The sequence below is a fragment of the uncultured Lacinutrix sp. genome (assembly GCF_947500605.1).
Taxonomy (GTDB): Bacteria; Bacteroidota; Bacteroidia; order Flavobacteriales; family Flavobacteriaceae; genus Lacinutrix.
The window spans coordinates 1-14,194 of record NZ_CANMSJ010000003.1; the positions used below are offsets into that span (position 1 = coordinate 1).

Consider the following 14,194-nt stretch of genomic DNA (forward strand, 5'->3'; position numbering starts at 1 on the left):
AAGGCTAAGTTTGTGTTTTGTGTTTTCATAATTTGTGTTTTTAGTGGTTATTAAATTTTATTTTCTTGTAATTAATAGGCTAATAATAATCCCTGTACATACTGGAGAAGTTCCTCCGTTCACATCTTGTAATTGGTTATCATTTAACTCTGTTACTGAACTCTTGTTGAAGGCTAAGTTTGTGTTTTGTGTTTTCATAATTTGTGTTTTTAGTGGTTATTATTTATTGAGTAATTGTTTTAATTTTTTCTTTTATAGGGTCTATTATTACTGTCCAGCTTCCACCATTAACAGTCGCCATAGAATCCATATTTAATTCTATTAAAGAATTCTTATTAAGCTTAAGCTTGTTATCTTGTGTTTTCATAATTGTTTATTAATTTATAACTGTTACAGTTATTGATTTTTCTGAAATTGTCATACAGTTTGAACAAACTATTCCTGTTCCTCCGTTTACAGAGTGAATTTCTGCATCTGTTAATTCTGTTATCGCGTTCTTTTTAAATACTAATTTTGTGTTTTGTGTTTTCATAATATTAATTTGATTTTTATTGTTGTTAACGGATATTATATCGATTTCTATAAAAAATGCATTTTATTTAATAGTAATTGGTATTGTTATCGTCATACAATTAGAGCATACAAAACCTGTTCCTCCGTTTACAGCGTATGTTTCTTGATCTGTTAATTCTGTTATTACGTTCTTTTTAAATACTAGTTTTGTGTTTTGAGTTTTCATAATTTTAATTTAGTTTTTATTGTTGTTGACGAATATTTTATTAATAGAAATTAATAAAATTTAAATTTATTTAATAGTAATTGGTACTGTTACCGTCATACAATTAGAGCATAAAAAACTTGTTCCTCCGTTTACAGCGTATATTTCTAGATCTGTTAATTCTGTTATTACATTCTTTTTAAATACTAATTTTGTGTTTTGAGTTTTCATAATTTTAATTTGGTTTTTATTGTTGTTAATGGATATTTTATCGATTTCTATTAATAATATTTAAATTTATTTAATAGTGATTGGTATTGTTACTGTCATACAATTAGAGCATAAAAAACTTGTTCCTCCTTTTACAGCGTATGTTTCTTGATCTGTTAATTCTATTATTGATTTTTTTCTAAAATCTAATTTTAATTTGTTGTTCTGGGTTTTCATAATTTTAATTTGGTTTTTAAAGTGGTCCATTATCTATCCAAGTTCCATAGGTTGTTGCCCTTATTATACTTTCTACTACAGTCCATGATCCACCATTAATATTTTCAATTTGTTTGTCGTTAAGCTCGACAATTACATCCTTTTTAAAGTTGAGTTTTTTCTTTTCTGTTTTCATAATTTCTATATTTTTCTAAAATGAAACATTATCGTTTTGAGATGGATTATCTGCAACTATAGATATTTTTATAGTTAATGTTGGTCCTGATGAATGGCTCCATTGGCATCCTCCCTTTACAGCTATAGATTCAGAACTATTTAACTCTGTAATTGAATTTTTATCGAACTGTAATTTTGTACTTTGCGTTTTCATAATTTGTAAATATTATTTTAATTATACTTTCAATTTATTTTATCTAGACTGTATATCTTCTCCTTGACTACCATTTGCAATTATAGAGACTGTAATTATAGATGTAGGAAGCATTGGTGAAATAGAAGAGATTGTTCCTCCATTAATTTGGCTTAATTGGTCAGTATTTAATTCGCTTATTGAACTTTTCTTAAAAACTAATTTTGAGTTTTGTGTTTTCATAATTTTAATATTTATTGTTTTCTCATTTGTGCTATTATATCTCCTCCTGCTCCATTACTACTATTTATACATAATGAGCAACTTAAAGAGCCTCCAGTTTGATTAATAATTGTGGTTCCTGTACCGCCTTTAATTTGATTTAACTGGCTCTGGTTTAATTCTGTTATAGAACTTTTGCTGAATTTTAATTTTGCTTTTTGTGTTTTCATAATGTTTTGTTTTAAATTTTTTTTATAAAAATTTTTAACTTTATTAATAGTTTTTTCCATAAAGATTTCTCTTCTTGGATTTCTACTATTGTTCTCTTTTTTAAATGCTCTTTAAAAGAGTTTTTAATCTCTTCCATAAATTTAAATTGTACTTTTAATCTAAAATTATGGCATCGCCTAATGAAAGACAAACGGTTGTAAACTCTTCTTGAAGCTCGTTAGAGATAAAGCCTAAGGCTTCATTTTCCTGATTTTGGTAATGTGGTGATGTTTTCATTTTTTCGAATTTTTTAGATTTACAATTAATTCTTTTATGAAAAGTTGACTACTAACAAACCATAGTGTGTTCATCAACTTTTCATCTCAAGCGCTATCGTGCCTAAGCAATATTTAATTATGTATTCCGAAAAAAATAAGTGAAGACTCTTTTATAATATATTCTACTTTGTAGTGATACAAAATATATATATATTTGTAGAGTATTCAATGTTGACGGACACGGAATACTTGAAAATTTGTGTTTTCAAAATTAACAGGGCTTTACAGAGCTCTGTTTTTTTTGTTCTAATAATAAATGTTTTATTTGAGTTATAATTAATAGAACATATCTTTCGATGGTTCAAAGTAAGTTTAAATAAAAGTCACTTCCAAACTAAGCTACCGTATATTTATAAAAAATACCATGCTTTTTTCAAAATCAAAACCCTTAAAATCAATTAGTTACACTAATGTTAACTGTTTTTAATTTCTTCAATCTTTTTTATATAAACAGTAGGAGAAATACCTGTAGCAACTTTAAAATAACGTGAAAAAGCATCTGCATTTTTATAGCCCATTTCTTCTGCAATTCCTTTTACAGAATAAGAGCGCAAACGCTTGTTATTTTTTAGTTCTAATATAGCATGATTGATTCTAAGCTCATTAATGTAGGTACTAAAAGATTTTTCTAAATGAGTATTTACTATTTTAGAGAGGTATGAGGTGTTTGTTTTAAGTTTTTTAGCCATATTATGCATAGTACAGTCTTGGCGTAAATAATATTGCTTATCCTCTAATTTTTGAATTTTTATTAATATTTCTTCTACTTTTTTATCATCTATAACATAACCAGAATCTGTTTCTTCTTCTTCTTCTTCTTCTTCTTCTGTAGTAGTGTTAGTTTTTTTTGTTTTGGAAAGCTCTTTTTCTAAATCCTTTTCACCTACAATATCCTGTGTTCCTTTAAGCTCATTAACTGTTTCTTGTTTTTCAATAGCAATAGGATCTAAAGCAGTGGTTTTCTTTTTATCTTCATAAGCTTTAATTTTAATCATAAGTTCGTTAAAACGTTTCTGATTTTGAAAAGCTTTTATTTTGAAAAAGAAAAACAAAGCAACTATTAAAACTATTAGTGAAATACTAATAAATGTCCACACCCAATTATTTTTTTTATATTTTTCTTTTTCTAAAATCTCTTGATCTAACTCTAATTCAAAATCACTTTGTAATGAAGCTACTTTTTTATTTAAATTAAAATTATATAAAGTCTCTAAAGTAGATAGTTTGTTCTCTGAAACTTTTTGTTTTTCCTCTAAGTATTTATAATAAAACACCTCTGCCATCTTACTATCCTTAAGAGCCTTATAGGTGTCTGAAATCAGTTTGTAGTATTTTATTTTTTGTAATGGTGTTTTATCTATCGTACTTTCTATTATTATATTTAAATCTGTTATAGCAGCAGTAAAATTAGAGCTCAAAAAATTAATTTCTGCATTTCTATATTTAATTTCATTAATAAATTCCTGATTTTTTAGTTTTATTGCACAAGTTAGAGCTTCTGCGCTTGCTTTTTTTGCAGAATTGAGCTTGTTGTTAAACACATCTATTTTAGATTTTAAAAAATTCATGTGATAAATAAACTCACAATCATTTTTAGCTTTTGCTTCAGCTAAACCATCTATTATTAACTGCTCTGCTTCCGTTAATTTTTCTGCCTTTATATAAGCCTCAATTAATGTTTTTCGAATAAACCTTAAATTAAAATCGCCAAGTAAAATTTTATTGTTATAATCTGTTTTAAGCTCTTCTAAAGCGTTATTAGATTTACTTATTTTTAATTTTAATGATCTTATATATGCTTCAACAGTTTCTATAGACTTAGAGTCTTTATTTTTTTCTGCTAAGTCTAAAGTTTGTTGATATAATCTCAAACTCTCTCTAAAACGTTCTTTATTCTCTAAAATCCTAGCTATACTATGCTTTGTTTGAATAATATCTTTAGGTTTCTCTGCTATACTTAAATTTTTATAGTGATAAAAAAGCGTACTATCCGTTTGGTTCATTATTTCATGAGCAGCAGCTATGGACGCATTAGTAATTATAATATTTTCTATATTGTTTTCAGATTCTAAAATATTAAGGTATTTATGAAGATAGTTTAAAGCCTTGTCTGGATTACTATAAATATTATTTCTAATTGAATCTTCTAATATTTTTTTATCCTGTTGTGAGAATGATTGAATTGAAAATAGAGATACAATAAATAGTATTATAAGTAATTTTAATGCTCGCATTTTAAGGAATTAGTCAAATTTAAGCCAAGCTACTAAAAAAAATAAAAGCAACCTAAAGCATTCTATAAAACATAATATTTATAGGTGTTTTGACGCTTTTATTTATACTGTTTTTTTATAAATTTAGGGAGTTATATTTTTTATTATAGCTTTTAATACTAGATATTTGAAGTAACTAATAACCCTCTTAAAATCTTTTTTATGAAAACTCAAGCAAAAAAACTAAACTTTAAAAAAAGTAACATTACAGAATTAAACAGTAATATGCTAATGACAATTAATGGAGGTAGCAATGTTGAAGCTGCAGGAGAAATTACAACAGTTTCTAGATACACAAGTCATTTGTGTGATAAAATTGGTTAAAAAATTAAGATTTTTTAAAAAAGCGTGTAATTTTAAAATTACACGCTTTTTTTATAATGTAGTTTTTATACTCTTTAACCCGAACTAAGTTAAATGAGCTTATCTTTATTATCACAAATCAATTTAAAAGAGGCTATATAACAAAGACATTACTTAATTGTTATGCATTTTAACGCATTATAAAAACTTAAATTACTAACTTTGTACTTTAAATATATATATATTATGATATCATTAAGCATATTTTTAGGAGCAATTGGCCCTTGGCAAATTGGTTTAGTAGTCGTTTTAATCTTATTATTATTTGGAGGTAAAAAAATACCTGAAATGATGAGAGGTCTTGGAAGTGGTATTAAAGAGTTTAAAGACGCTAGTAAAGAAGAAGAGGGAAAAGCTGAAGAAAAAAAGTAAATTCACAAATTAAATTATATAAAAAAAACCATCGTATTACGATGGTTTTTTTATGTTTTATACTTTCAAAAAAAGCTTAGTTTATTCTAATAGATTTTATAATAGACTCTAGTTCAAAAACATAATTGCGTTTAGACACAGATGGCGCGTATGCAAAACCTTCGGCAACTACATATCTATTATTAACTTTATCTTCAATTAAATACATAATAAAAGGTCCTGACATAAATTGATTTTTAACATCCCAAAGCCCTTTAACTTCTATAGTTGGTTTGTTATCTATTATTGTCTCGTAAACATGTGGAGCATATGCCATCTCTGTTGCCATATAACTACCATCAACTGGTCCTGAGATATACTTTTTACCTATAGAATCTCTAATTTTTATAATTTGACTTACTAAACTATCATCCTTTTTAATTGCATTTAAAGGCAACTCATAAAACAAGACATTTGTATAACCTGTTTGGATATCGCGCTTAATCCAATGAAACTTATCTTCCGGCTTTGCTACAGTATTAGTTACTCTATAGTAAGATGGAAATTTAACTTTTAAGCCTAAAGACTCTTGAATATCTTTAGTACCAGATAAAGATTTAGACATCTGCATTTGCTTATATCTTATTTCTTCAGCTTTTAAAGCTTCAACAATATTATCTGCATTATTAGTTATTTGCGCTTTAATTTCGGCTATATCTTTTCCAGAAACTGTTACTATTTTTTGAGGTCTCGCATGCACATCTCTTTCTATTTTAAAACTAGCTTCTCCTTGTTCTACTTTTAAAATACTTCTGCTTTGTTTAGCAAAACCTGTAAAAACTTGAGTAGGAATCTGGTTTAAAGAAAATATTGGCTCTGGTTGTGGCAATCCATCTATAGACTGTGCCATAACGTTTCTTATGGTTTCTCCTACTGTGTTTTTCCATAGCTCATTGTCTACAACAATTGCTATTTTATTTACTGGCCCTGCAGAGTCTGGTAGTATTTTTATACCCGCAGAACTACCGTCGTTACCGCAAGAAAATGTAGTGGCTACAATTACTACTAATAGAATAAGTTTACGCATAATTTGTTTTTTTAGTTTTACTAGCTTTTAGACATTCTTAAAGTCATGCCTGGTTTTAACTTAGTACCACTAATATCGTTCCAATCTTTAATATCTTGAACAGAAACACCAGAAAATTTTTGAGAAATACTCCATAATGAATCTCCACTTTTAACTTTATACGTCGTTCCCTTAAAGTTTACAGTACTTTTAGGCTTACTAGCGGCTTTAGTTACAGCTGAAGTATTACGTGGATATACCGTTAAGTTTTGGCCTATTTTTAAATTATTACTTCGTAGGCCATTCCATTGTTTTAGTTGACTCACCCGTACACCAAATTTTCTCGCAATTTTACCTAAATAATCACCTTGTCGTACTTTATATCTTGTTCTAGTATCTGCATTTTGAAGCTGTGGTAATGGTTTTTCTCGTTTATCGAATTCCGCTTTAGCGAAAGCATACATTTCCTTTTCGTTATTAACAAATTTACCGACCACGTCTCTAGGCAATCTTAAAGTATAGTTTTTTCCTTTTATATATGGAATAACATCTAATTTATACGATGGGTTTAAAAATTGAAGTGTTTCCATTTTTACACCTGTAAACTCTGAAACTTGATCTAAAGTAATCATCTGTTTTACATGAATAGTATCCGTTTCAACATAATTAAACTGTGGTTTATGCTGTACAAAACCATGCTCGTTTGCATATTCGAAAATATACATTGTTGCTAAAAAAGCAGGAACATAACCAGCTGTTTCACGTGGAAGATTTGGTCTAATATTCCAGTAATTTGTATATCCACCAGAACGTCTTATAGCTTTACTTACATTACCAGGTCCAGAGTTATAAGCCGCTAAAGCCAAATCCCAATCTCCAAAAATTTGATATAATCTGGCTAAATATATTGCTGCCGATTTTGTAGATTTTATAGGGTCACTACGCTCGTCTACATAACTACTTACATCTAGCCCATATTGTTTTCCTGTGGCGAACATAAATTGCCATAAACCTGTTGCTCCTACTCGTGATTTTGCTCTTGGTTTTAAAGCAGATTCTACAATCGAGAGGTATTTCATCTCTAGAGGAATATCGTAATTATCTAGTTCACGCTCAAACATTGGGAAATAATACTTACTTAATCCCATTAAACGCTCCATAGATTGGTGTCTGGTTTTTAACCAACGTTTAATTAAATTCTCTAATTGCGGATTGTATTCTACATTAAATGGAGTTCTCGCATTTAAGCGTTCTAATCTTGCTTTTAAAGTATCTGTAGTTAATTCTGGATAGTAAACCGCTTCGTATTTTAAATCTGTTACGTCTCGATAGATAGTATCGAAAAGCGAAGTGCTATACAGCTCTTCCATCCATTTTTTATCTATTTCAGATGCTAATTTATGATCTTCTAACTCTTTGGTTAGGTCTATTTGCTTTAATGGTTCAATAGATTTTTTATAGAAGGCTTTTCCGTCTACTATTGTATCTATTACATAATTTTCGCCTGCAACCAATTCGGATTCTGACAGTTTTGTTGTTTTTACTTCTAAAGAATCTTGTGCATGCAATTGCAATCCGAAGACAACAAAAAATAATACGACTATATGTTTTGAAACTAATGTCATTTAAAAAAGGATTGTGTTTAAATTGATATAACGCAATAATAACAGAAATGGTACAATGCTATTTTACTCTAAAATAGCTGCGATTCCCGGAAGTGTTTTACCTTCTAAACTTTCTAACATTGCTCCGCCGCCTGTACTTACGTAACTTACTTTCTTCTCGAAACCAAATTGCTTAACTGCTGCTACAGAATCTCCACCACCAACTAAAGAAAAAGCTCCTTTTTTGGTTGCTTCGGCAATAGAATTTCCTAATGCTATTGTTCCATTAGCGAAGTTTTCCATTTCAAAAACACCTAAAGGCCCGTTCCAAAGTATTGTTTTACTCTGCATTACAACCTCGTGAAATTGCTTCCTAGATTCTGGTCCAGCATCTAATCCCATCCAACCGTCTGGAATTGCTTTTATGTCGCAAACTTGAGTGTTTGCATCGTTACTAAAAGCATCTGCAATTATAGAATCTACAGGAAGATGTATGTTAACATTTTTAGCTTTTGCTTGCTTTAAAATATCTAAAGCCATTTCTAATTTATCGTCTTCTACTAGCGAATCGCCAATAGTTCCACCTAAAGCTTTTACAAATGTAAATGCCATTCCTCCTCCAATAATAACATCGTCTACCTTATCTAAAATATTTTCTATAACTGTTATTTTAGAAGATACTTTTGCTCCTCCTAAAATAGCTAAAACTGGTCTGTCGTCCGATTTTAAAACCTTGTCAATACTTTTTATTTCTTGCTCTAATAAAAGACCAAAGCATTTGTTTTCAGGAAAAAACTGTGCTATAACCGTTGTAGAAGCGTGCGCTCTGTGAGCAGTACCAAAAGCATCATTTACATAAATATCTCCAAGCTTAGAAAGTTTTTTGGCAAAGTCTTTATCTCCTTTTGTTTCTTCTTCGTGAAAGCGTAGGTTTTCTAATATTAATATCTCTCCTGGCTTTAAATTAGCAGCTGCTTCTTCCGCTTCAGCTCCAACACAATTTGATACAAATTTAGTCTCTACACCAATTATATCTTCCACTTTACTTGCAATATGCTTTAAAGAAAACTCGTCTTGAGCTCCTTTTGGACGACCTAGATGAGACATTAAAATACAACTTCCGCCATCTTCTAAAATTTTAATAATTGTAGGTTTAGCCGAAGAAATTCTTGTAGCATCTGTTACTTTAAAAGTAGCATCTAATGGTACATTAAAATCTACTCTAATTAATGCTTTTTTGTTTTTAAAATTGAAATCGTTTAAGGTCTTCATACTTTAGTTTTTGTGCTTTTAATCTAAGTTTATTTTTAATATCCAAGTATCTCTAAAACGATATTCTTGAATTAATTCTTGTTGTTTTGTAAAGGCTTCTTTGGCACTTTCTGTTTGCATTACAGCAACATATTGCCAATTGTTTTTAGGATTAGTAATTGTAATTGGTGTGTAACCTTTTTTAATAAGATAACCTTCCCATTTTCTAGCTCGAGTACCTTCTGAAAATACATTTGTAACAACATAATATCCATTACTAACATCACTAAGTTGTTTCGATCGTTTTGCTACCAAGGTTTTAAAAGCTTTAGAATTAAAACCTAACTTCCCTGGTGGTTTCCACACGTATTTTCTTTTGCTTTTCTTTGCTTCGGCTTGTGTTGTTCTAATAACTTCTGGCTCTATTGTAGATACTTTACTTACTGGTTCTTTTTCTTCAATTACATCTTCAAAGAAGTCTTGACTAATTTCGGTTTGAAATGCTGCAAAATACATGTAAAAACGATCTGAACGTGTCTTTAATCGTAGTGTTGTAGAACTCATATTATTATCTATAATCGAGTTGTTATAATTAGGTATTTCTAACTCTGCGATATCGAAACCTAATGTGTTTCTACTGCTAGGCATACGGTCTGTATTTAACAAGCTGTTATTTGTAATACTACTGTTAAAGAAGTTTTGTTGATTTCTAACACCATTACTAAGCGATTGATAAGAACCATCTTTTTTAATAATTGCACATTCATCTTGCGATAAAGTTATATCTCCTTCTAGAGCAGAAACAACTAAAGACGTTTTTACATCACCTTGATCTATTGACTTAAAATTTTTAAAAGTAATATCTACAGGTAAATTATTTACAAGAGCAAAACCATTGTAAGACGCAATATATTTTGGGTTATCCGTTGGAGATTGATAAACAACATATAACATCCATCCTGCTGCACTACCTCCAGATATATAACCTTGAGATGCTTTTACATTGGCAACAGTATAGTCTCCGTTTTGTTCTTCAGCATTTCTTAATATTTCTGTTACGTCTGCGAAACAAACGTAAGGTGAATTTATTGCATGTGTTGGGTTTTTAGATCCATCATAAAGCACTTTTCCACCAATAGTTTGGTATTCACCATTTGGTGTTTTAAATTTGATAGTATCTATAGCTCTATTTTGTCTAAAATCTCCTCTATACTCGTAGCTGTCTTTAGATTTTCTTCTTTTACCTTCTTCTAAACTGTAAGTTGCTGTCCAGTATAAAGCAGCATAAGTAACTTTTTTTAAATTATCTGGAAGTTTTAATTTGGCAGCACTTGAACTAAAGGTAGATTTATCATTATCAATGTCAATGTATTTCATTTTTACATCATCATTACTAACATTCAAATCATCGAAATCGTTAGTTTTATGTTCTCCTAAAATACTGTTTCCAATAGCTTTAGAGTCTCCATAAATATAAAACTCGTTTACCGATTTAAAGTCTACACCATCGTAATCCAAATGTTCTTTAATTGCCTGTTTATCTTGCGAATAGACATTATTAAATCCTATACAGGAAATACATAATAGTAATAAAAATCTCATTAATATTGGTTTAATTTTTAAAAAATAGCGATAACACTTTTAATCTGTAAATATATATAAATACAACGACACCTTTTTGGGATAAAGCGTATAAAAGTGACGTTTAACCCAATACTTAACAAAAATAAATAATTTCCTTTAGGTTAAATTTAAACTATAATTGGTATAAACTATATTTGCTCTATGCTTTTTAATAAAATTATTGGTCAGACACATATTAAAAAACACCTTACAACAAGTGTGGATAATGGTCGTGTACCTCACGCTCAACTCTTTATTGGTCCAGAAGGATCTGGAACTTTACCAATGGCTATTGCTTATGCGCAATACATTTTATGCTCTAATACCGATGGAGAAAACAATAATGGTAATGCTGCCTGCAATTTAAAATTTAATAATTTTTCGCATCCAGATTTACATTTCGCTTTTCCTGTTACAACAAACGATAAAATAAAAAGGCACCCAGTTTCTAGTCATTTTTTAAGCGAATGGCGAGATCTATTAACTAAGCAGCCGTATGGAAATTTGTTTGATTGGTACAAACAATTGGGAGTCGATAATAAACAAGGTCAAATAGGTGTAGATGAGGCACAAGATATTATTAAATCTCTTGCGTTAAAATCTTATGAAGGCGGATATAAAGTGATGTTAATTTGGATGGCAGATAAAATGAATACTGCTGCCGCAAATAAACTTTTAAAGCTTATTGAAGAGCCACCAAATAAGACTGTTTTTATTTTAATTGCTGAAGAAGAAGAACAAATAATTAATACTATTAGGTCTCGATGTCAACTGTTACATTTTCCTCCTTTAGCCGAAGTTGATATAAAAAATGCACTTATTAAAAATTATGATTTAAATGAAGCTGTAGCTACAAAACTAGCACATCAAGCCAATGGAAATTATAACAAAGCCTGCGATTTAGTATATAACGATAGCGAAGATACCCAGTTTGAAGATTGGTTTATTTTCTGGATTCGTGCTGCCTTTAAAGCAAAAGGAAATAAAGCTGCAATTCACGATTTAATAAAATGGAGTGAAGACATTGCTAAAACTGGTCGTGAAACACAAAAGCATTTTCTTAATTTTTGTTTAGACTTTTTCCGTCAAGCATTACTATTAAACTACAATGCAGAGGCATTAGTTTATATGGAAATTAAGAATGAAAAGTTTAAACTTGAAAACTTTGCTCCATTTGTACATAATAATAACATTCTTGATATTTCTAACGAACTACAAGATGCTATTTACCATATTGAACGTAATGGAAATTCTAAAATAATTCTTACCGATTTATCTATAAAACTGACCAGATTACTTCATAAAAAATCTGAATAAAAAAACTATAAATATTTGATTTAGAATTATTTACACTTTAATAGTTCAAAAAAAAAGTTATATTTTTTTTATAACTTTTTTTTCTATATTAATATTTAATATCCATACTTGTTCTAAAAATTCACTTTTAATAAATGCTTTTCTAAGCATAAATACGTCGTAAAAATTTATAGAATTATATAAATAAACGTAGTACTTGCCTTGAGAAACATCTTTAAATAATTTAGAATTAACGCCTTGATCTTGTAGCTCTTTTTGGTAAGCTATTGCATAATCTAAATCGTATAACAAACCTGCAATTATATAATATCCTTTCTCAACTCCATCTATTAATGTTGGTTCTTGATTAAGAATACGCTTAAACTTTTGCGTTTCGTAAACGTAATCTTCTTTGGTTAGTAATTTTTCGTAATTTTCCCTATTCATTACAAGAGAATAAATTGAGAATACTGGTTCTTTTAAAGAAACTTCTGGTTGATAAATATTAGTGTTTTCTATAGTTACAATCTCCTCCGTCTTGTTTTTTTGTAACCAAATTGGTAATGGTTTTTCCTTTTTTTCAAGAATAGGAACATAATTTTCTACTTTAGAAAGTTCTTGTTTTGGTGTATAAATATCTTGTTCAATACCTGCTGGTTTACCTATACTTTTACTCTCTTTAACGACTACTATTTTAGCTTTTTTTACTGGTATTAATTTTTCTTTCTTTGCTTTGTTATTCTGCACTAACTTCTTAGGTTTCTTCTTCTCTTTTTTAGTTTTTTCAGTCTCTTTAACAGTGTTTTTAGCAATCTTTTCTTCAATAATTTTTGACACTATAACACTGTTTTTTTCTTCGTAAAAGGTCTTACTTATTTCTGTTTGGAAGGCAGTAAAAAACATATAAAATCTATCGGATTCTGTATTAAAAGCCATTTCAATTTCTGTAGTAGTATTATCTATAATAGCATCCGCTCCATTTGGCACATCCATGGATACAATATCGAAACCTAAAGTGTTTTCACTTTTAGGATATCTATAATTAAAAACCTTATCACTATATGTTATTTTACTATTAAAAAAGTTATTACTTGGCCTAGATTCTGTACTTAAAAGAGTGACTTTTTCGGCTATTGGATTTACCAAAAAACAATTATCTTCTGTAAGTGCAGAGTCTCCTTCTAAAGCAGCAAAAACTAATGAAGTATTTATATCTCCTTTATCAAAAGCTTTAAAATTATTGAATTTAAGTTTTAATGGCGCATTACTTACATGTGCAAAACCATTAAAAGTAGTAATATATTTTGGCTTTATTGTAGCTGTTTCATACACAACATACAACAACCAACCTGCGGCACTTCCTCCTGCAACAAAGCCTTTTGTAGCATTAACATTTGCAACAGTATAATCTCCATTTACAGCACTTGTATTTTTAAGCAATTTTGTTACATCTGCAACACAAACATAAGGAGAGTTTAATGCAAAATCTGTGTCTTGGTCTCCGTCGAAAATTATAGTTCCTTTAATTTTTTTATACTCGCCTCCGGGTAATTTTAGCTTTATATTATCTATCTCGTCTCTTTTTGTTACTCGTTTTCCTTGAAACAAAAATTGCCCATTAGATTCTTGCCTATAGCCTTGTTCGTAACTATAGGTAGCCGTCCAATACAAAGCTGCATAGACAATTTTCTTGTGGTTTTCGGGTAACTTTAAACTCGCGGAACTGGAGCTAAAAGTAGAAGGATCATTATCAATATCAACAAAAACCATATCAATATCATCATTGGTTAGTGATGTATCATTAAATGGTTCTTTTACGTCTTTACTTAATATATTATTTCCTATAACAGCAGCATCTCCATAGATATAAAATTCATTTTGAACTTTAAAAGGAACTGCTTCTTGACTATACAAAAGGCCACAAAAAGTAAAGACAATGAAACTGATTGGTAAGCAGTTTTTCATCATCTTAAATAGAATAATTAATAGCGTTAAATTATTAGGCTAAATATAGTTAATTATTTAAAAGCATTGAAATCTAAGAGTTTAATACATAAAAAAAGCGCTAAATGGTAGTTTAGCG

At 29.2% G+C, this 14,194-nt stretch carries 21 protein-coding genes; 3 read left to right on the forward strand and 18 right to left on the reverse strand.

Annotated elements, in window-relative coordinates:
• Positions 1–57: 57 nt before the first annotated feature.
• From Q0935_RS05155 to Q0935_RS05215, 13 genes are all read right to left on the reverse strand, one after another.
• Entirely contained in the window at positions 58–198 is a 141-nt protein-coding gene (locus Q0935_RS05155) for a class IIb bacteriocin, lactobin A/cerein 7B family (protein WP_121051791.1), read from the reverse strand.
• A 25-nt stretch (positions 199–223) separates the two neighbouring features.
• Complete coding sequence (locus tag Q0935_RS05160) at positions 224–367, reverse strand: hypothetical protein (RefSeq protein WP_299250568.1); 144 nt, start codon at positions 365–367, stop codon at positions 224–226.
• 9 nt (positions 368–376) lie between these two features.
• On the reverse strand, positions 377–532 hold the full coding sequence (locus tag Q0935_RS05165; RefSeq protein WP_170148525.1) for a class I lanthipeptide: 156 nt from the start codon (positions 530–532) through the stop codon (positions 377–379).
• Between the two features lie 63 nt (positions 533–595).
• Entirely contained in the window at positions 596–739 is a 144-nt protein-coding gene (locus Q0935_RS05170; RefSeq protein WP_299250565.1) for a class I lanthipeptide, read from the reverse strand.
• 66 nt (positions 740–805) lie between these two features.
• Positions 806–949, reverse strand: coding sequence for a class I lanthipeptide (locus Q0935_RS05175; protein WP_299250563.1), 144 nt, complete (start codon positions 947–949; stop codon positions 806–808).
• A 66-nt stretch (positions 950–1,015) separates the two neighbouring features.
• On the reverse strand, positions 1,016–1,165 hold the full coding sequence (locus Q0935_RS05180) for a class I lanthipeptide (RefSeq protein ID WP_299383049.1): 150 nt from the start codon (positions 1,163–1,165) through the stop codon (positions 1,016–1,018).
• 16 nt (positions 1,166–1,181) lie between these two features.
• Positions 1,182–1,340 carry a class I lanthipeptide gene (locus Q0935_RS05185; RefSeq protein WP_299250559.1) on the reverse strand — a complete coding sequence of 53 codons (159 nt, stop codon included), beginning with the start codon at positions 1,338–1,340 and terminating at the stop codon, positions 1,182–1,184.
• Between the two features lie 15 nt (positions 1,341–1,355).
• A complete protein-coding gene (locus Q0935_RS05190) occupies positions 1,356–1,535 on the reverse strand; it encodes a class I lanthipeptide (protein WP_299250557.1) in 180 nt (59 codons plus the stop codon).
• Positions 1,536–1,574: 39 nt separating this feature from the next.
• Entirely contained in the window at positions 1,575–1,757 is a 183-nt protein-coding gene (locus tag Q0935_RS05195; protein ID WP_299250555.1) for a class I lanthipeptide, read from the reverse strand.
• Positions 1,758–1,768: 11 nt separating this feature from the next.
• Positions 1,769–1,966 carry a class I lanthipeptide gene (locus tag Q0935_RS05200; protein ID WP_299250553.1) on the reverse strand — a complete coding sequence of 66 codons (198 nt, stop codon included), beginning with the start codon at positions 1,964–1,966 and terminating at the stop codon, positions 1,769–1,771.
• Positions 1,967–1,977: 11 nt separating this feature from the next.
• On the reverse strand, positions 1,978–2,103 hold the full coding sequence (locus Q0935_RS05205) for a hypothetical protein (RefSeq protein ID WP_299250551.1): 126 nt from the start codon (positions 2,101–2,103) through the stop codon (positions 1,978–1,980).
• A 17-nt stretch (positions 2,104–2,120) separates the two neighbouring features.
• A complete protein-coding gene (locus tag Q0935_RS05210; RefSeq protein ID WP_299250549.1) occupies positions 2,121–2,243 on the reverse strand; it encodes a hypothetical protein in 123 nt (40 codons plus the stop codon).
• Between the two features lie 454 nt (positions 2,244–2,697).
• Positions 2,698–4,518, reverse strand: coding sequence for an AraC family transcriptional regulator (locus Q0935_RS05215; protein WP_299383053.1), 1,821 nt, complete (start codon positions 4,516–4,518; stop codon positions 2,698–2,700).
• Positions 4,519–4,719: 201 nt separating this feature from the next.
• On the opposite strand from Q0935_RS05215, the gene Q0935_RS05220 reads away from it, so the two are divergent.
• Together Q0935_RS05220 and tatA are read left to right on the forward strand one after the other, a co-directional pair.
• Positions 4,720–4,881: a hypothetical protein gene (locus Q0935_RS05220; protein ID WP_299250545.1), complete on the forward strand. Its 162-nt coding sequence runs from the start codon at positions 4,720–4,722 to the stop codon at positions 4,879–4,881.
• 225 nt (positions 4,882–5,106) lie between these two features.
• Complete coding sequence (gene tatA / locus Q0935_RS05225; RefSeq protein ID WP_055436204.1) at positions 5,107–5,292, forward strand: twin-arginine translocase TatA/TatE family subunit; 186 nt, start codon at positions 5,107–5,109, stop codon at positions 5,290–5,292.
• A 76-nt stretch (positions 5,293–5,368) separates the two neighbouring features.
• Here the strand turns inward: tatA and Q0935_RS05230 are convergent, their stop codons facing one another.
• The 4 genes from Q0935_RS05230 to Q0935_RS05245 form a co-directional block, all read right to left on the reverse strand.
• Complete coding sequence (locus tag Q0935_RS05230; RefSeq protein ID WP_299383056.1) at positions 5,369–6,358, reverse strand: DUF4837 family protein; 990 nt, start codon at positions 6,356–6,358, stop codon at positions 5,369–5,371.
• 20 nt (positions 6,359–6,378) lie between these two features.
• Positions 6,379–7,962 carry a LysM peptidoglycan-binding domain-containing protein gene (locus tag Q0935_RS05235; RefSeq protein WP_299383058.1) on the reverse strand — a complete coding sequence of 528 codons (1,584 nt, stop codon included), beginning with the start codon at positions 7,960–7,962 and terminating at the stop codon, positions 6,379–6,381.
• A 63-nt stretch (positions 7,963–8,025) separates the two neighbouring features.
• Complete coding sequence (pgk, locus tag Q0935_RS05240; RefSeq protein WP_299383061.1) at positions 8,026–9,213, reverse strand: phosphoglycerate kinase; 1,188 nt, start codon at positions 9,211–9,213, stop codon at positions 8,026–8,028.
• A gap of 18 nt (positions 9,214–9,231) precedes the next feature.
• On the reverse strand, positions 9,232–10,794 hold the full coding sequence (locus Q0935_RS05245) for a hypothetical protein (RefSeq protein WP_299383064.1): 1,563 nt from the start codon (positions 10,792–10,794) through the stop codon (positions 9,232–9,234).
• Positions 10,795–10,977: 183 nt separating this feature from the next.
• Here Q0935_RS05245 and Q0935_RS05250 point away from each other — a divergent pair, with 183 nt between their 5' ends.
• The gene (locus tag Q0935_RS05250; protein WP_299250533.1) at positions 10,978–12,132 is read left to right on the forward strand and encodes a DNA polymerase III subunit delta'; all 1,155 of its coding nucleotides are present in this window, start codon (positions 10,978–10,980) and stop codon (positions 12,130–12,132) included.
• 57 nt (positions 12,133–12,189) lie between these two features.
• Here Q0935_RS05250 and Q0935_RS05255 read toward each other — a convergent pair whose 3' ends face one another.
• A complete protein-coding gene (locus Q0935_RS05255; protein ID WP_299383066.1) occupies positions 12,190–14,079 on the reverse strand; it encodes a hypothetical protein in 1,890 nt (629 codons plus the stop codon).
• Positions 14,080–14,194: the final 115 nt, after the last annotated feature.